Source organism: Xanthomarina sp., assembly GCF_035306605.1.
Lineage (GTDB): Bacteria > Bacteroidota > Bacteroidia > Flavobacteriales > Flavobacteriaceae > Xanthomarina.
In genome coordinates this window covers 12,013-29,122 of the sequence record NZ_DATGNR010000075.1, presented here as the reverse complement: position 1 = coordinate 29,122, position 17,110 = coordinate 12,013, and the positions used below count along the sequence as shown (strand labels likewise).

Here is a 17,110-nt window from a genome sequence, read left to right as displayed (position 1 = left end):
TTATAATTTTACAGACACAATATTAAAACAAACATTTTTAAAAACCAAGCGAACGTTCGCTAAATTTTTAAATTCGCAAAACAAAAAAATACGTAAAAAACACTATATTTGATTTTATGGAAGAAGAATACATCAAACTTATTTTTGGTTTAAAACTAAAGCAGAAGCGCACTGAGAAGAATTTATCACTCTTTGGTTTATCTAAACTTTCAGGCCTATCAAAATCCTATTTAAACGAAATTGAAAAAGGAAAAAAATATCCAAAACCAGATAAGATAGCTATTTTATCGGAAAAGTTAGATGTTCCATACGACCAGATGGTTTCTTTAAAATTAGATAAAAATCTGGCTCCGATAGGTGAAGTTTTACAGTCTAAAGTACTTAAAGAAATCCCTTTAGAACTGTTTGGAATTAAAGAAAGCAACCTGATAGACATCATATCAAACGCACCTGCCAAAGTAAATGCCTTTATAAGCACCGTTATAAAAATTGCGAAAAACTATAATTTTAGCCGTGAGAATTTTTATTTAGCCTCATTACGCTCATTTCAAGAAGCAAACAATAATTATTTTGATGACATAGAGCAAAGTGCCGTTAGGTTTGCTAAAGCTTATCAAATTGATTTAACCCTTCCAACTTCATCCGCTGAATTAGAAGAAATCCTTATCGAAGAATATGGTTATACCATAAACGAAAAAGAATTAGACAAACACTTAGAATTAGATAATTTACGCTCTGTTTTTATACCAAAAACTAAAACTTTGTTGTTAGCTAGCAAAATGGATGATGCTCAAAAAACATTTATATACGCCAAAGAAATTGCTTATAATTATTTAGATTTTAAAGAACGTCTTTACACCTTTACTTGGATTAAATTTGATAATTTTGATCAGGTTTTAAATAATTTTTATGCTTCCTATTTTGCTGGAGCTCTAATTTTACCAAGAGCTTTAGTTACAGAAAAGCTTAATATATTGTTTAGTAAAGAAACTTTTGACGAGAAATTCTTTTTAAATATTATTACATCTTTTAATGCATCACCGGAATCATTTTATCAGCGCTTAACAAACATTTTACCAAAAGATTTTAATATCCCAAATCTTTTCTTCTTACGATTTACGCATCAATCTGGATCAGAAGAATTTCATCTTAAAAAAGAGTTACACATATCGCTTCAGCATTCACCTCATGCAAACGAAACTAATGAACATTATTGCAGACGGTGGGTATCGTTAAGAGTTTTAAAAGACATAAGCTCGAACAACGAAGAACATATTTTCGATATGCAAATTTCTAATTATCCGAGTGACAACATGAGTTATTTGGTTTTATCTTCTGCATCAAAAGATCCTTTTAGAGAAGGACATTATAGAAGTATTACGGTAGGACTATTAATAGATAAACAATTAAGAAGAAAATTAGCATTTTTAGAGTCTGATAAAATAAAAAGTTTTGATGTAGGGGTTACCTGCGAACGTTGTGCTATTTCTGATTGTGAAGTTAGAAAAGCACCTGCACTCAGGCTCGAACAGGAAGCTAACAGTAGAAAAATTGAATTAGTCGTTGAAGAATTAATTACGAGATTTAGTTAGTTCTATTATAATTACAAACTTTATATCATAAAAAACACAATTTATATGAACAAATCATTTCTAATTTTAACTCTTATTACTTTACTTTCATTTGGATGCAAAGAAAAGAATAAGGAGAACACTATTAATAGTACTCCGAAAACTGAAATAGATAAAACTTTATTAAAAGAAAAAGAGCCTCAACCAGAAATTATAGTCAAACCTATAAATCATGCGAGTTTTATTTTAGAGTATGAAGATATTGTAATTTATGTAGACCCTGTTGGTGGTCCTGAATTATATAAAAACGAAAAAAAACCGAGTGTTGTTTTAATTACCGATATCCATGAAGATCACTTTGATTTAGAAACTTTTGAAGGAATCATGACAGATACAGCTCAGCCTATTACTCCGCCAGATGTAGCTATTAAAATACCAGAGGCTTTACAGTATAATTTATTTGCAGTTAGAAACAATGCAAAAGTAGACTATACTAAAGCAGGTTTAGATGTAGTTGTTTATTCGGTACCTATGTATAATTTACGAGAAGAAGCGCTAGAATTCCACCCAAAAGGTCGCGGTAATGGTTATATAGTTGAACTTGGTGGACAACGCATTTATATCTCAGGTGACACAGAAGATATTCCTGAAATGAGACAATTAACCGATATTGACATAGCTTTTGTATGTATGAATTTACCTTATACCATGACTGTTGAAAGTGCTGCAAGTGCTGTTTTAGACTTTAAGCCTAAAAAAGTATATCCATATCATTACAAAGGAACAGAAGGTTTTAGTGACGTAGAAAAATTTAAAAGTATGGTAACTGAAGGAAACAAGGATATAGAAGTCGTGCAATTAGATTGGTACAAATAGTTATAGTCATTTAGGAACTAGTAGCTTAGTTAAAAAAAAAGCTTATCTTTGAGTAGCTATTAATTAAATCGAGTACCTAAATGTTAGAATTCACCGCCTTCCCAAAGGTCCTAACCATTCCGTTAATGGGACAAACTAGCGTTGTTATAGCCTTGTTTGTTGCTGTTGTTGTTTTCTTGGTATTATTGATTTTAGGATGGAGAAAATCCTATCTATTAGAAAAAGAAAGCCATAAATTGAGCCAGACTTATAACTCTGATTTAGACGAAAACACAAAAACTTATAAAGATTTTACTGAAAGTCACTTATACGAAGACAGTTAATAAATTGGAAATTATATAAATAAAAAAACGCCCGTAATTCGAGGCGTTTTTTTTATTCTTCTATTTAAAAAATTATCTTACTAATTTTCTATATTTAATTCGCTTTGGCATTAAATCTCCGCCAAGACGTTGTTTCTTGTTTTCTTCATAATCACTAAAACTACCTTCAAAGAAGTATACTTCAGAGTTACCTTCAAACGCTAAAATATGCGTACAAATTCTATCTAAAAACCATCTATCATGCGATATTACTACGGCACAACCAGCAAAGTTTTCAAGACCTTCTTCTAAAGCTCTTAAGGTGTTTACATCTAAGTCGTTTGTAGGCTCATCCAATAACAAAACGTTTCCTTCTTCTTTAAGTGTCATGGCAAGATGCAATCTGTTTCTTTCTCCACCTGAAAGCATGCTTACTTTTTTGTTCTGTTCGCTTCCACTAAAGTTAAATCTACTTAAGTAGGCACGAGAATTAACCTGCTTACCTCCCATCATAATCAACTCTTGCTCATCGCTAAAGTTTTGCCAGATAGTTTTATTTGGATCAATATTAGAGTGGGTTTGATCTACGTATGCTATTTTAGCTGTTTCACCTACTTTAAATTCGCCTTTATCTGGGGTTTCTTCACCCATAATCATTCTGAAAATGGTGGTTTTACCAGCTCCGTTAGGACCAATAATTCCAACAATTCCAGCTTGTGGTAAATTAAAATTTAAGTTATCGTATAATAATTTATCGTCATACCCTTTACTTACGCCAACGGCTTCAATAACATTGGTTCCTAAACGAGGTCCGTTTGGAATATAGATTTCCAGTTTTTCGTCTAACTGTTTTTGGTCTTGACTTAATAATTTATCGTAGTTCTTTAAACGTGCCTTTTGTTTGGTTTGTCTTCCTTTAGCACCTTGACGTACCCATTCTAACTCTCGTTCTAAGGTTTTCTGACGCTTAGAAGCAGTTTTTCCTTCTTGAGCCATACGTTTAGACTTTTGATCTAACCAAGAAGAGTAATTTCCTTTCCAAGGAATTCCTTCTCCTCTATCCAGCTCTAAAATCCAACCTGCAACATTATCTAAGAAATACCTATCGTGGGTTACAGCAATAACAGTTCCTTTATATTGAGCTAAATGATGTTCTAACCAATGTACCGACTCAGCATCCAAGTGGTTGGTAGGCTCATCCAGTAATAATACATCTGGCTCTTGTAAAAGCAATCTACATAATGCTACACGACGTTTTTCACCACCAGAAAGTACACTAATCTTTTTATCGCCATCTGGAGTTCTTAATGCATCCATGGCTATTTCTAACTTAGTATCTAGTTCCCATGCATCCGAAGCATCAATTTGATCTTGTAAAACTGCTTGTCTGTTCATTAGCTTTTCCATTTTATCTGGATCGCTATAAACTTCTTCAAGACCAAACATGTCGTTTATTTTATTGTATTCTTCAAGAATAGCAACAGTTTCTGCCGCTCCTTCTTTTACAATTTCCATAACGGTTTTGGTTTCGTCTAATTGTGGTTCTTGTTCTAGATAACCAACGGTATAACCAGGAGAAAATACTACATCTCCTTGATAATTTTTATCAATTCCGGCTATAATTTTTAATAAAGTAGATTTACCAGAACCATTTAGTCCTAGAATTCCAATTTTTGCACCGTAAAAGAAGCTTAAGTAAATATTCTTTAAAACAGGTGTATTTGCGCTCTGATAGGTCTTGGTTAAACCAGACATCGAGAAAATTACTTTTTTATCGTCGCTCATATTAATAGATAATTGTTATTGAGTTAATAAGTTAATTGGTTTGAACTTCCAATTAAAAATTTATTGGTGAATAATTTACACACGACCCTTTAAGGCGTTAAACACCCAAGCCACTGCAAAAAAACCGATTCCAACGGCTGCAAATCCCCAACCTGCAACATCATCGTATCTAAAAGCTCCAAGAGCTATTAATGCCAGACCTACAAAAATCATTACCCACGTAGCCCAAGCTAAAACCGTATTTTTATTCATTGCCATATATCTGTAATTTTATAATTAGTAGAAAGCAAATATCGTGATTTAAAACAATAAAAACACCCCTAGAGGTGTTTTTTGATAATTTGAAAGATTAGTCATTAAATCATCGGAACTTCAAGTAAAAGCAATCCGGATTCATCGTTTGCTTTGATGGTTATAGCATCTGTTTCCGATACACCAATAGCATCCCTACTTTCTAAAATTTCGTTTTCAATAGTTACATTTCCGAATATATTCATAATATAAACACCATGATTTCCACTTTTTAAGGTGTAATCGAAAGTCTGTCCTTTGTCTAAATCAATTCTTGCAACAATAGCATCTTGATGAATTTTTAAACTTCCCTCATGTTGTTCATCTATAGAAGTTACTAAGGTTTGAAGTTTATTTTTCCTATCTGCTTCTGGAAAGGCCTTTTGTTCATAACGTGGTTTTACACTCTGTTTATTAGGAATTATCCAAATTTGAAATAGACTCAAATGAGTATTTTCCGACCCATTTATTTCTGAATGTTCCACACCAGTTCCAGCACTCATAACTTGCACTTCACCTGGCAAAACTTCTTGCCAATCTTGTTGCATGTTGTCACGATGCTTCAAAACACCGCTTAACGGAATGGTAATAATTTCCATATTCTCGTGTGGGTGATTTCCAAACCCCATTTTTGGCGCAATAATATCGTCGTTTAAAACACGTAAAGCCCCAAAATGAATTTTATCATTATCGAAATAGCTTGCAAAACTAAACGAATGATTGGCTTGTAACCATCCATGATTTGCAAAACCTCTACTATCTGCTTTATGTACTATTGTTTTCAAAATCTTAATTTATCTAATAAGTTACTCAATTGAATCACTTCCTCTTCGGTTAAGTTTTTAAGTAAATCTTGCTGATCTGCCTTAGAAATATCTTCAAGTAAATCCAATCCTTGTTTCGTGATTTCTATATGTACTACTCGTCTATCGGTCGAGCAAGGTGTGCGTTCAATAAAATCTTTAGCATACAACTTATCCATTAATCGGGTAAGGTTTGGGGATCTTTCTATCATTCGCTCTTTAATAGTTTGAACCTTTAACGGCTTTCCAGCTCCTTTTAATATTCTTAAAATATTGTACTGTTGTGCTGAAATATTGAATGGTTTAAAAAAAGAGTTTTGATAACTACTTATCCAATTTGAAGTAAACAGAATGTTAATCATTGTTTTTACTTTATTACTTGGAAAGGTAGATTGTATGTCTTTAGAAATATCTCCCATAATTTTAAGTTTAAGCTAACCTTTCGGCGTACTCCTCTTTTTTATTAAATACAGCGGCTGCGTATGAACATGAAGGTGCAGCTTTTAAGTCTTTTGCTTGCATAAATGCAACTGCTTTTTCAATAAGTTTATATCCAATTCCTTGCCCCTTTAAAGAAGGATCTACTTCAGTATGATTTATATCAATTTTGTTAGTATCTAAATACTTATACGTCATTTCAGCTACCTGAACACCATCAATTTCTATATAGAACTTTCCTTCTTTTCCTGTTTCTGTATGTTGTATTTGCAAAGCAAAAACACTTTCTTTAAAACGTTTAACTTCCTCCAGAAGTTTATAGTTTAACTCTTCATTAGTTATTTTTCCCTCTGAGAAATTATCTGCAAAAAATGGTAATGAATATTCTGCTACTATATTTCCGTCATGAAAACGAAACCTATCTTTAGCCATAGCTAAAACAGAAGCTCCACCTCTACCTCCTGGCGATGCAGCCATTAACAACATGGGCTTCTTGTGAAATGTTTTTGAATTAATTCGAGACATCCAATCGAATAAATTCTTAAAAACTGCAGTGTAAGCACCGTTATGTTCGGCTAACGAAAGAATTATTCCATCTGAATTTTTAATTTCTTCAAAAAGCTTTTTAGCATTTTCTGGATGTCCCATTTCAGCTTCTAAGTCGACACCAAATAACGGAACATCAAAATCATTTAAATCTAAAATTTTCACTTCTACGTCTTCTACCAAAGAAGCTGCATAAGTTGCTAATTTTTTATTCATTGATTTCTTACTATTACTACCTGCCAATGCTATAATTTTCTTCATACTATTTTTGTGTTTTTTTGCTATAAATATAAGACACTATTAATAAAACCAACGCCAGTAAAGCCGAAAAATGCTCCCCGTCATTAATCATGAAATGCGCAAAGAATGCCAAAATAAAGGCAAAAAAGAAAGCTGAGTAAGCCCATTCTTTAATGGTATTAAAATTAGGGTTCCAAATTACCGCTAAACCTAATAGTTTAGCCACAGCGTATGGGTAAATAATATAAGTTGGATATCCGAAGCTAACAAACATTTGTGCTACTTCATCATAATTAAAAAAATACATACCTGCTGAGAACAACAACAAAACAGTTAACAGACCGGTGGCTACGTAATAGATAATCTTATTCTTTTTCATAAATATATTTTTATTTCTAGGAGGCAAATTTACAATAAATTATTTTATTTACCTAGGCAACTATTACCATGTAATATTATTTAACAAAATATTCGCTTTTAAACTATGTTCTTCTTTTGTAAATTCGTCCCAAATAAACATTTCTATGGACATTAACTTCAACAAAAACGAAGATCACAATAAACTTTTAGTTTCAGATTTAAAAAAACGTTTTGCCCAAGTAAAATTAGGAGGCGGAAAAAAGAATATTGAAAAACATCATGCCAAAGGTAAAATGACAGCTCGAGAACGAATAGACTACCTTTTAGATGCTAAGAGAGATAGTATAGAAATTGCTGCCTTTGCTGGTGAAGACATGTATGAAGAGCATGGAGGTTGCCCATCTGGTGGTGTGGTAGTTAAAATTGGTTATATACAAGGAAAGCAATGTATGGTTGTTGCAAACGATGCCACCGTTAAAGCTGGAGCATGGTTCCCTATTACTGGAAAGAAAAATTTACGTGCTCAAGAAATAGCTATAGAAAATAGGCTACCTATTATTTATTTGGTGGATTCAGCTGGAGTTTACTTACCAATGCAAGATGAAATTTTTCCAGACAAAGAACATTTTGGACGTATCTTTAGAAACAACGCCATTATGAGTAGTTTAGGAATTACACAAATTGCTGCTGTTATGGGAAGTTGTGTAGCTGGAGGTGCCTATTTACCTATTATGAGCGACGAAGCCATGATAGTAGATAAAACTGGAAGTATCTTTTTAGCAGGAAGTTATTTAGTAAAAGCAGCTATTGGAGAGTCTATTGACAATGAAACTCTTGGAGGTGCAACGACCCATTGCGAAATATCTGGAGTTACCGATTACAAAGCTAAAGATGATAAGGATGCTTTAGATAGAATTAAAAACATAGTGGATAAAATAGGTGATTTTGATAAAGCTGGATTTAACCGAACTGAATCAAAAAAACCAAAAGAAAAACAAGAAGATATTTACGGAATTATCCCTAAATCACGTGCTGACCAATACGATATGTATGAAATTATTAAGCGCTTAGTAGATAACTCTGAATTTGATGAATATAAGGCTGGATATGGAAAAACAATAATTACAGCCTACGCTAGAATTGATGGTTGGGCAGTTGGAATTGTTGCAAACCAAAGAAAACTAGTAAAAACCAAACAAGGCGAAATGCAGTTTGGTGGTGTTATTTATAACGATAGCGCAGATAAAGCCACTAGATTTATTGCTAATTGCAACCAAAAGAAGATTCCATTAGTATTCTTACAAGATGTAACAGGTTTCATGGTAGGTAGTAAAAGCGAACATGGAGGTATTATTAAAGATGGCGCTAAAATGGTAAATGCCGTAAGCAATAGTGTTGTTCCTAAATTCACCATTATTCTTGGAAATAGTTATGGAGCTGGAAATTACGCCATGTGCGGAAAAGCCTACGATCCTAGACTGATAGTAGCTTGGCCAAGTGCCGAATTAGCTGTAATGAGTGGAAATAGTGCTGCAAAAGTGTTACTGCAAATTGAAACAGCTTCATTAAAAAAGAAAGGCGAAGTAATTACCAAAGAAAAAGAAGACGAATTATTCAATAAAATAAAAGACAGATACGACAAACAAGTGTCTCCTTATTATGCAGCATCTAGAATTTGGACAGATGCCATAATAGACCCATTAGAGTCTAGAAAATGGATAAGTATGGGAATTGAAGCAGCTAACCACGCTCCTATTGAGAAAAAATTTAACTTGGGAGTTATTCAGGTTTAAGCTTTCATTATACGACAAAATTTCGTACCTTAATGACTGTACATCAAACACTTCAGTCATGGGAACAATAAAAACATTAAACAAATGGGCTAACGAACATTCCTATTACCCATTAGATGTTTTAAGAATAGCATTGGGCGTTTTTCTATTTATGAAAGGCGTCCATTTTGTGTCTAATACAGAACTCCTAGTGGAATTAATCAAGCCTTTGAATACGTATGCAGGAAGTATGATTTTGGCTCATTATGTAGCTTCTGCACATTTAGTTGGCGGAATTTTGATAACTTTTGGCTTATTGACTAGATGGGCTATAATTGTTCAAATTCCAATTTTAATTGGTGCCATTCTCATCAATTTTATGGGAGAATTTATTGCGCTTAATTTCATACTAGCTAGTTTTACTTTATTAGCATGTGCGTTTTTTGTTTTTTACGGTTCAGGAAAACACTCGGCAGATTACTATTTTAAAATGCAACAGTAATTTTATTTTTTAATGCTAGCTATTGTTTTTAATCGCTGAATTTTACCCGAAGTAGTTTCGTGAAATTTGGGTACGGCATAAACTACTTTTGGTCTTTCGTAAGTATCTAGATAATCAAATACCGAAGTTGGTAACTGATTGTTATCTCCTTCTAAAACAAGAATTAACTTCTCACCTAATTTACTATCTTCTTCTGCAGCTATAAAAAATCGATTAGGAATCTTCCCTTTTAATTTTTCCTCTATTTGTTCTGGATAAAACTTAATCCCTCCAGAATTTATCACATTGTCTATTCTTCCTAACCATTCAAAAGAGGTTTCTGAATGCAATTTAACCACATCATTAGTAATAATTTTATCCTTAGTAAGCTGTGGTGCTTCAATTACCAAACAGTCTCTTTCGTCTTGAGAAATTTTAATGTTTGGAAGCGTTTGGTAATAGGCGTTATTTACCTGATCAGTTTCATAATTATTTAACTTCTTAACAGCAATATGTGTAATAGTTTCTGTCATGCCATAAGTAGCATAAACTTTTGTTGGTAATCCTTGTAATTTCTCAATGAGTTCAGATGACATAGGAGCTCCACCAACAATCAGCTTATTAATATGTGTTAGCTTTTTTAAGTTAAACTGCACTTGCATTGGAACCATAGCTCCAAAACTGTAATGCTTTTTAGAGCTAAAACTTAAGACAGTTCCCGGTTCTACAACATCTAATTGTAACCCTAAAATAATAGCCCGAACTAACATCATTTTTCCTGCAATAAATTCAGTAGGCAAACAATGCAACGCTCTATCGCCAGGTTTTAAACCAAAATAATTTCCTGTTGCTATAGCTGAATAAACCATAGCTTGCTTTTTTATTTTTATAACTTTTGGCTTTCCAGTAGTGCCTGAAGTTTTGGTTTTTATATAATCTTTTGGATCCAACCAATCAGCTAGAAAATCGCCTAAAACCTTTTGAAATGGTTTTCCTTCTTTTATAAAACTATAAGCAACTTCATTTAACTCCTCGCGAGTATAGCTTTTATTATTTAATTTAAATCTGTTGTGTACTTTATCGTAATTAGGAATCATAACTTCTATTCTCGGTTGTTATTTTCTTCCATTACTGATTGTTCAAAAACTGTTTTATTTACCGTGTTTTCAATAAGAGGGGCTTCAACGGTACCAAACAATTTATCTTTCCAATTAGTCCAATTGTATTTTTTAGAAAAAATGAACAACAACAAAGGAAACACTATAAAAACCGGCATGAATATTTCAGTAAAACTTGCTGAAGTAGGTTCAGACATATCCTTTAATACTGAATGGGTTTGAAAAGCAGTCCAATCAGCCGTAACCAATAGGGCTGTAAACAAGTTATTGGCCGCATGAAACCCCAATGCTAACTCCATACCTTCATCCATTAAGGTCATAATTCCTAAAAATAAACCTGTACCTATATAATAGACCATAATTACGTAGCCTAATTTATCTACTTCTGGATTGGCAATGTGCAACATTCCAAAAACAACCGAAGTAGTTAATAATGGAACCCATTTATTCTTTGCTAAAACCCCTATACCTTGCATTAAATAACCTCTAAACAGGTATTCCTCAAAACTGGTTTGCAAGGGAACTAAAACAACAGCAATAACACATAAAATAATGAAAGGCTGCATTTTAAAATTAACTTGATAATCTTCAGGAGTTAAAAAATAATCAAATAGAATAAATCCAGAACTAATAACGCCCCAAAGGATAAAAGCAAACCAAATTCTTTTCCAGTCAATCTTAGGTCTGGCTGTTGTTAAAGACGTAATACTTTGTTGATGAATAAGTTTTACTACCAAAAACAGTCCTACTAATCCAATGGCAAATGATAGTAACATCAAAAACAAGTTTAAATTGGGCTCTAGCATGGTCATCATTTTGGTTTCATCTAAACCAAAAATGCTTTCTCCATCACTCATAGCCTTCATAAACACGGCTACTGTAAATGGAATTTGCCCAATTACAACGGCAATAAAAATTAAAATAGTTCCTACCAAATATCGCCACCAGTCGTGTAACGCATTAAAAGCTTGTGCTATATACATAGATTATAAATTAAAATTCCAGTTTTTATTTTTTTGATATTGCAATGTACCATTTTTTACTTGTAAAGGAGATGCAAAATTATTGGTAAATAAGCTCCCCGTTCCAAGGCCTTGTGGCATCGTGCTTTTCAAGATGTAAGTCCATTGTGCAATAGCATTCAAGCCTACATTACTTTCTAAAGCACTTGTAATCCACCAACCAGCATTCTGATTTTCTGCTAAGTCGATCCACTCCTGACTTCCGGCATAACCACCAACTAAACTAGGTTTTAAAATTATATATTGTGGTTTTATGGTTTGGAGTAAGGTCTTCTTTTTTTCTTTTGAAAAAATGCCAATCAATTCTTCATCTAAAGCAATTGCTAAAGGTGTTTTTTCACACAAATTTGCCATTTCTTCAATTTGACCTTGTTTTATTGGTTGTTCTATAGAATGAATGTCAAACTCTGAAAGTGTTTTTAATTTCTCTAATGCTTCTGATGGAGGAAATGCACCATTGGCATCTACACGCAATTCAATGTCTTTAGAAGTAAATTCTTTTCTTATAGATTTTAAAAGATCCAACTCAGTTTGAAAATCGATAGCTCCAATTTTCATTTTTATACATGAAAAGCCTGCTTGGATTTTATCTTTTATCTGTTCTTTCATGAAGGATTCTGAGCCCATCCAAATCAATCCATTTATAGGAATAGCATCTGCTCCTTGAGTAAATTCTGATGGAAAAATATTAAAACGGTCATCGCTATTAAATGAAGCAAAAGCTGTTTCCAGACCAAATTGAATACTTGGAAACTTATAGAGCTCATCTAATAAAACTTGCAAGCCTAAATGAATATTTAAACAGGTCCATTTTAAAATATCTTCATAATGTGATACATCGTCTGCACTCAAACCTCGGAATAAACCGCACTCTCCCACTCCTATTTTTCCGTCTTTTTCAAGTATTATAAACCAAGTTTCCTTAGTTTTCAAAACACCTCTAGAAGTGCCACTTGCTTGTTTAAAATTTAAAATATATTTCTGATAGTTTGCTTTCATAGTATGTTCAAAAATAGTCAAAATATTTTGTACATTAGATCACCTAATACATTTAATAATCATGCCTGTATTTCCGAATCTTATTCATTTTGCGATTCCGTTTTTTGCAATTTTCATGCTTTTAGAGTTATATATTACGAACAGGCAGAAAATTAACACCTACGAAATCAAGGATTCTTTTACCTCCATTGTTATGGGCTTAGGCAATGTTTTTATAGGATTGGTTAGCAAGGGATTTGTTTTATTAGCATTCTATTTTGTTTACGAAAACTTTAGATTATTTACTATTCCTATTGCTTGGTGGAGTTTTGTTTTAATATTTTTTGCCGACGACATATCTTATTATTGGTTTCATAGAATTTCGCATGAATGCAGGTTATTTTGGGCTTCGCACGTAGTACATCATTCTTCAAAACATTACAATTTAAGTACTGCATTAAGACAAACTTGGTCTGGGAATTTTTATACATTTATATTTTGGTTATGGTTGCCCATCCTTGGGTTTCATCCTGCCATGATTTTATTACAAATGTCTGTTAGCTTACTTTACCAATTTTGGATTCATACCGAAACTATTAAAAAGCTTCCTAAGTGGTTTGAAGCTGTTTTTAACACACCTTCACACCACAGAGTCCATCATGGAAGTAATCCTATTTACTTAGATAGAAATCACGCTGGTATTTTAATTATTTGGGATAAACTTTTTGGCACTTTTCAAGCTGAGTTAGATGAAGAAAAAGTTGTTTATGGTTTGGTAGAAAATATTAACACCTTCAATCCTGTTAAAGTTGCATATTTAGAATGGTATCACATGTTAAAAGATGTATTTACTAGTAAAACTAGCTTATTAAATAAATTAAAATATTTTATAAAATCTCCTGGCTGGAAACATGATGGCACTGGAAAACTAAGTGATGATTTACGTGAAGAATGGCTTAATGCTAATTTAAAGACACTTTCTAAAATAAAAAACCAACAGCCTTCAATTCATACTAAAAACGAAAACACAATAGCATGACGTTTAAAAACAAAGTTGTTTGGATAACTGGTGCTTCCAGTGGAATAGGAAAAGGTTTAGCTACTGAATTAGCTAAACAAGATTGTAAATTAATACTCTCCTCTAGAAGGGTGGAAAAATTACTTGAAGTAAAACATGCCTGCCATAATCCTGATAACATAAAAGTCCTTGCTTTCGATTTGGAACATTATGCCAATATGACAAGTGTAACAGAGGATGCCTTAAAACTTTTTGGTCGAATAGATATATTAATTAATAATGGGGGTATTAGCCAGCGTTCTTTAATAATTGACACAGCTATTTCTGTAGACAAACAATTAATGGATATTGACTATTTAGGAACGGTAGCCTTGAGCAAAGCCTTATTACCTCATTTTATTAAAAACCAAAACGGACATTATGTAACAGTTACGAGTCTTATGGGGAAGTTTTCTTCTCCTTACCGATCTGCTTACTGTGGAGCAAAACATGCCTTACATGGCTTTTTTGATGCCTTGAGATTAGAACACGATAAAGACAACATAAAAGTAACTATGATTTGTCCAGGTTTTATAAACACAAATATTGCAATAAACTCTTTAATTGGAGACGGGTCTAAACAAGATTACCAAGATGAAGCTACTGAAAACGGACTCACAGTATATGAATTTTCAAAACGCATGATAAAAGCAATTGAAAAGGAAAAATTTGAAGCTTATATTGGTAAAAAGGAAGTTTTAGGCGTATACATAAAACGTTTTTTTCCAAAACTTCTGCATAAGCTTGTATTGAAAAGCACTGTTAAATAACTATATATTACTTAGGTAAACCCGTATTACAACTCAATACTCTCTCCTATTTCCAATAGCATCAAATCCTTATTTTTATCGAAGAATTTTCGTTTAGCTTCTTCATGATCTATTTCTATATATCCGAAAGTATCGTAATGATATCCTAAAATTTTATCACATTGAATAAAATCACTAGCTAGAATAGCATCTTCTATTCCCATAGTAAAATTATCTCCAATAGGTAAAACAGCTAAGTCCAATTTAATTTGAAGAGGAATGAGTTTCATATCCATTGTAAGGGCTGTATCTCCGGCTATGTAAATATTTTTTCTTTCGCCTTCAATTACAAATCCACCAGGTTGACCTCCATAGCTTCCATCTGGAAAGGAGGATGTATGAATGGCGTTAACATATTTTACATTTCCAAATTCAAAATCCCAACTACCTCCTAAGTTCATTGGATGTCCTTCCAAACCTTTATTTTGAAAGTAAGTAACAATTTCAAAGTTGGATACAATTACCGCATCTGTTCGTTTTGCAATAACCTCTACATCTAAAATATGATCTTGATGAGCATGAGTCAATAAAATATAATCTGCCTTTAATGCATTTATATCTATATGAGATGCTTTTTCATTAGCCGAAATAAACGGGTCGATTAAAATATGAACATCATTAACTTCAATTCCTAAACTAGCATGTCCGTAAAAAGTGATTTTCATTTCAAGAGGTTTTATTAAGGTTTTTTACGAATGGAAATTACAAAAAAACTCAAACAAATTTCAAAAATTTGCTTGAGTTTTTCCTTCCCTTAATTATGAAGCTATTTTAAATGCTCCATTGTATTGATATTGAGCTATCAACACATCAAAGATAAGACATATTTTGCTGAAAAACAAGCTGTTACACCTGTTTTAAACTTAATAAACCTTATAATAAATGTCCTATTGCCAATAAAACGGACAAGACAAAAGTAGATAAGGCCAATTTTTTTAATTCTGGGTCTAAAAGTTTTGGCACTGTATTTTTCTTAACCATAATTAAATGTTTAATTAATGGTATGTACGCCAAAACAAAAATTAAATTAAAGATGGATGTATAATAAAGAATTCCAAATAAAGCCGATAATACAATAGCAGTACCTACTAAAATATAATGGTATATTTTTCCATTCTCAAAACCCATTTTAACAATAAGCGTGTTTTTATTTGCATTCCTATCGGAAATAACATCACGTAAATTATTTAAATTAAGCACAGCTACACTTAACAAGCCTATAGTGCAAGCAGGAAGAAACACAATATGGTCTATTTGTTTTGAAAATAAAACATATCCACCAATAACACTGACCAATCCAAAAAACACAAATACAAACAAATCACCTAACCCCTTATATCCATATGCATTGCTCCCAACCGTATATTTTACAGCCGCATAAATAGATAATAATCCAATTCCGAAAAACATTATTCCTAAGAGAAAATGCTTTGCTCCGAAAGCTGACAGGATTAATAATAATGCCAATCCAATGGTAATTAGTATATTGATTTTTATAGCGCTAAACATTTTTTCTGGTGTAATTTCACCACTTTGAATAGCACGCTTTGGACCAACTCTTTCATGATTATCAGTGCCTTTTATTCCATCGCCATAATCGTTTGCTAAATTTGATAATATTTGCAAACTGAGCGTGGTTAAAAGAGCAAAAACAAACACCATCCAATCAAAAACTCCATTGTAAGCAGCTAAACTAGCCGCTACAATAATTCCTGAAACAGATAATGGTAAGGTTCTTAACCTAAAGGCAGAAAGCCAGGTTTTAATTTTTATAGACATAAAAAGATTTTAGTCTGGTTTCGATTTAAGGAATCCATTTTTTAGGAAAATTAGGCTTACGTTTTTCTAAAAAGGCATCACGACCTTCCTTGGCTTCGTCCGTCATATATGCCAATCTAGTTGCTTCACCAGCAAAAACCTGTTGACCAACCATACCATCATCTGTTAAATTCATAGCAAATTTCAGCATTTTAATAGATGTTGGTGACTTTGCTAATATTTCCTGAGCCCATTCATAGGCTGTATTTTCTAGTTCTTCATGAGGAATTACAGCATTTACCATTCCCATATCAAAAGCTTCTTGTGCGGAATAATTTCTTCCTAAGAAAAATATTTCACGAGCTTTTTTCTGTCCAACCATTTTCGCTAAGTATGCAGAGCCATATCCACCATCAAAACTTGTAACATCGGCATCTGTTTGTTTAAAAATGGCATGTTCTTTACTAGCTAAAGTTAAATCGCAAACCACATGCAAACTATGTCCACCACCTACTGCCCATCCTGGGACCACGGCAATAACTGCTTTAGGCATAAAACGAATAAGACGTTGTACTTCTAAAATATTCAATCTGTGGTAACCATCTTCACCTACATAACCTTGATGACCTCTAGCCTTTTGATCGCCCCCTGAACAGAAGGAATACACTCCATCTTTAGAGGAAGGCCCCTCGGCTGAAAGTAAAACAACTCCTATGTTTACATCTTCACTTGCGTCATAAAAGGCATCATATAATTCTTTGGTTGTTTTTGGTCTGAAAGCATTTCGAACATCTGGTCTGTTAAATGCAATTCTTGCAACCCCGTTGCATTTCTTGTAGGTAATATCTTCGTATTCTTTGGCTGTTGTCCAGTTTATTTCACTCATGTTTTGTTTTTCTTTTA

At 32.8% G+C, this 17,110-nt stretch carries 19 protein-coding genes; 7 read left to right on the top strand and 12 right to left on the bottom strand.

Features of this window, described 5'->3' with window-relative positions:
• The first annotated feature begins 116 nt into the window (after positions 1 to 116).
• The 3 genes from VKY41_RS09985 to VKY41_RS09975 all read left to right on the top strand — a co-directional run bounded on the left by VKY41_RS09985 (position 117) and on the right by VKY41_RS09975 (position 2,770).
• Positions 117 to 1,592 carry a helix-turn-helix domain-containing protein gene (locus VKY41_RS09985; protein ID WP_500814308.1) on the top strand — a complete coding sequence of 492 codons (1,476 nt, stop codon included), beginning with the start codon at positions 117 to 119 and terminating at the stop codon, positions 1,590 to 1,592.
• Between the two features lie 45 nt (positions 1,593 to 1,637).
• Positions 1,638 to 2,447 carry an MBL fold metallo-hydrolase gene (locus tag VKY41_RS09980; protein ID WP_500814307.1) on the top strand — a complete coding sequence of 270 codons (810 nt, stop codon included), beginning with the start codon at positions 1,638 to 1,640 and terminating at the stop codon, positions 2,445 to 2,447.
• Positions 2,448 to 2,527: 80 nt separating this feature from the next.
• Positions 2,528 to 2,770, top strand: a complete 243-nt coding sequence (locus VKY41_RS09975; RefSeq protein ID WP_500814306.1) for a hypothetical protein — start codon at positions 2,528 to 2,530, stop codon at positions 2,768 to 2,770.
• 72 nt (positions 2,771 to 2,842) lie between these two features.
• Here VKY41_RS09975 and ettA read toward each other — a convergent pair whose 3' ends face one another.
• The 6 genes from ettA to VKY41_RS09945 form a co-directional block, all read right to left on the bottom strand.
• Positions 2,843 to 4,534 carry an energy-dependent translational throttle protein EttA gene (ettA, locus tag VKY41_RS09970; RefSeq protein ID WP_500814305.1) on the bottom strand — a complete coding sequence of 564 codons (1,692 nt, stop codon included), beginning with the start codon at positions 4,532 to 4,534 and terminating at the stop codon, positions 2,843 to 2,845.
• 75 nt (positions 4,535 to 4,609) lie between these two features.
• On the bottom strand, positions 4,610 to 4,792 hold the full coding sequence (locus tag VKY41_RS09965; RefSeq protein ID WP_500814304.1) for a CAL67264 family membrane protein: 183 nt from the start codon (positions 4,790 to 4,792) through the stop codon (positions 4,610 to 4,612).
• 98 nt (positions 4,793 to 4,890) lie between these two features.
• Entirely contained in the window at positions 4,891 to 5,610 is a 720-nt protein-coding gene (locus tag VKY41_RS09960; RefSeq protein ID WP_500814303.1) for a pirin family protein, read from the bottom strand.
• Complete coding sequence (locus tag VKY41_RS09955; RefSeq protein WP_500814302.1) at positions 5,607 to 6,047, bottom strand: MarR family winged helix-turn-helix transcriptional regulator; 441 nt, start codon at positions 6,045 to 6,047, stop codon at positions 5,607 to 5,609. The genes VKY41_RS09960 and VKY41_RS09955 overlap by 4 nt, the downstream gene beginning before the upstream one ends.
• Before the next feature lie 10 nt (positions 6,048 to 6,057).
• On the bottom strand, positions 6,058 to 6,873 hold the full coding sequence (locus tag VKY41_RS09950) for a GNAT family N-acetyltransferase (protein ID WP_500814301.1): 816 nt from the start codon (positions 6,871 to 6,873) through the stop codon (positions 6,058 to 6,060).
• Position 6,874: 1 nt separating this feature from the next.
• Positions 6,875 to 7,231 carry a DoxX family protein gene (locus VKY41_RS09945; RefSeq protein WP_500814300.1) on the bottom strand — a complete coding sequence of 119 codons (357 nt, stop codon included), beginning with the start codon at positions 7,229 to 7,231 and terminating at the stop codon, positions 6,875 to 6,877.
• A gap of 145 nt (positions 7,232 to 7,376) precedes the next feature.
• Here VKY41_RS09945 and VKY41_RS09940 point away from each other — a divergent pair, with 145 nt between their 5' ends.
• On the top strand, positions 7,377 to 9,005 hold the full coding sequence (locus VKY41_RS09940) for an acyl-CoA carboxylase subunit beta (protein ID WP_500814299.1): 1,629 nt from the start codon (positions 7,377 to 7,379) through the stop codon (positions 9,003 to 9,005).
• 58 nt (positions 9,006 to 9,063) lie between these two features.
• Positions 9,064 to 9,486 (top strand): DoxX family protein, encoded by a 423-nt coding sequence (locus tag VKY41_RS09935; protein WP_500814298.1) that lies wholly within the window; start codon positions 9,064 to 9,066, stop codon positions 9,484 to 9,486.
• A gap of 2 nt (positions 9,487 to 9,488) precedes the next feature.
• Here the strand turns inward: VKY41_RS09935 and VKY41_RS09930 are convergent, their stop codons facing one another.
• Genes VKY41_RS09930 through VKY41_RS09920 form a run of 3 tightly spaced genes read right to left on the bottom strand, consistent with a single transcriptional unit; the run spans position 9,489 to position 12,604 of the window.
• Complete coding sequence (locus tag VKY41_RS09930) at positions 9,489 to 10,562, bottom strand: AMP-binding protein (protein ID WP_500814297.1); 1,074 nt, start codon at positions 10,560 to 10,562, stop codon at positions 9,489 to 9,491.
• Positions 10,563 to 10,567: 5 nt separating this feature from the next.
• Positions 10,568 to 11,566 (bottom strand): CPBP family intramembrane glutamic endopeptidase, encoded by a 999-nt coding sequence (locus VKY41_RS09925; RefSeq protein WP_500814296.1) that lies wholly within the window; start codon positions 11,564 to 11,566, stop codon positions 10,568 to 10,570.
• 3 nt (positions 11,567 to 11,569) lie between these two features.
• A complete protein-coding gene (locus VKY41_RS09920; RefSeq protein ID WP_500814295.1) occupies positions 11,570 to 12,604 on the bottom strand; it encodes an o-succinylbenzoate synthase in 1,035 nt (344 codons plus the stop codon).
• A 61-nt stretch (positions 12,605 to 12,665) separates the two neighbouring features.
• On the opposite strand from VKY41_RS09920, the gene VKY41_RS09915 reads away from it, so the two are divergent.
• Both VKY41_RS09915 and VKY41_RS09910 read left to right on the top strand, forming a co-directional pair.
• Positions 12,666 to 13,622 carry a sterol desaturase family protein gene (locus VKY41_RS09915; protein ID WP_500814294.1) on the top strand — a complete coding sequence of 319 codons (957 nt, stop codon included), beginning with the start codon at positions 12,666 to 12,668 and terminating at the stop codon, positions 13,620 to 13,622.
• On the top strand, positions 13,619 to 14,410 hold the full coding sequence (locus tag VKY41_RS09910) for an SDR family oxidoreductase (RefSeq protein ID WP_500814293.1): 792 nt from the start codon (positions 13,619 to 13,621) through the stop codon (positions 14,408 to 14,410). The genes VKY41_RS09915 and VKY41_RS09910 overlap by 4 nt, the downstream gene beginning before the upstream one ends.
• 26 nt (positions 14,411 to 14,436) lie before the next feature.
• Here the strand turns inward: VKY41_RS09910 and VKY41_RS09905 are convergent, their stop codons facing one another.
• The 3 genes from VKY41_RS09905 to VKY41_RS09895 form a co-directional block, all read right to left on the bottom strand.
• Entirely contained in the window at positions 14,437 to 15,114 is a 678-nt protein-coding gene (locus VKY41_RS09905; RefSeq protein WP_500814292.1) for a metal-dependent hydrolase, read from the bottom strand.
• Positions 15,115 to 15,322: 208 nt separating this feature from the next.
• Complete coding sequence (menA, locus tag VKY41_RS09900) at positions 15,323 to 16,228, bottom strand: 1,4-dihydroxy-2-naphthoate octaprenyltransferase (RefSeq protein ID WP_500814291.1); 906 nt, start codon at positions 16,226 to 16,228, stop codon at positions 15,323 to 15,325.
• 25 nt (positions 16,229 to 16,253) lie between these two features.
• Positions 16,254 to 17,093 carry a 1,4-dihydroxy-2-naphthoyl-CoA synthase gene (locus VKY41_RS09895; protein WP_500814290.1) on the bottom strand — a complete coding sequence of 280 codons (840 nt, stop codon included), beginning with the start codon at positions 17,091 to 17,093 and terminating at the stop codon, positions 16,254 to 16,256.
• Positions 17,094 to 17,110: the final 17 nt, after the last annotated feature.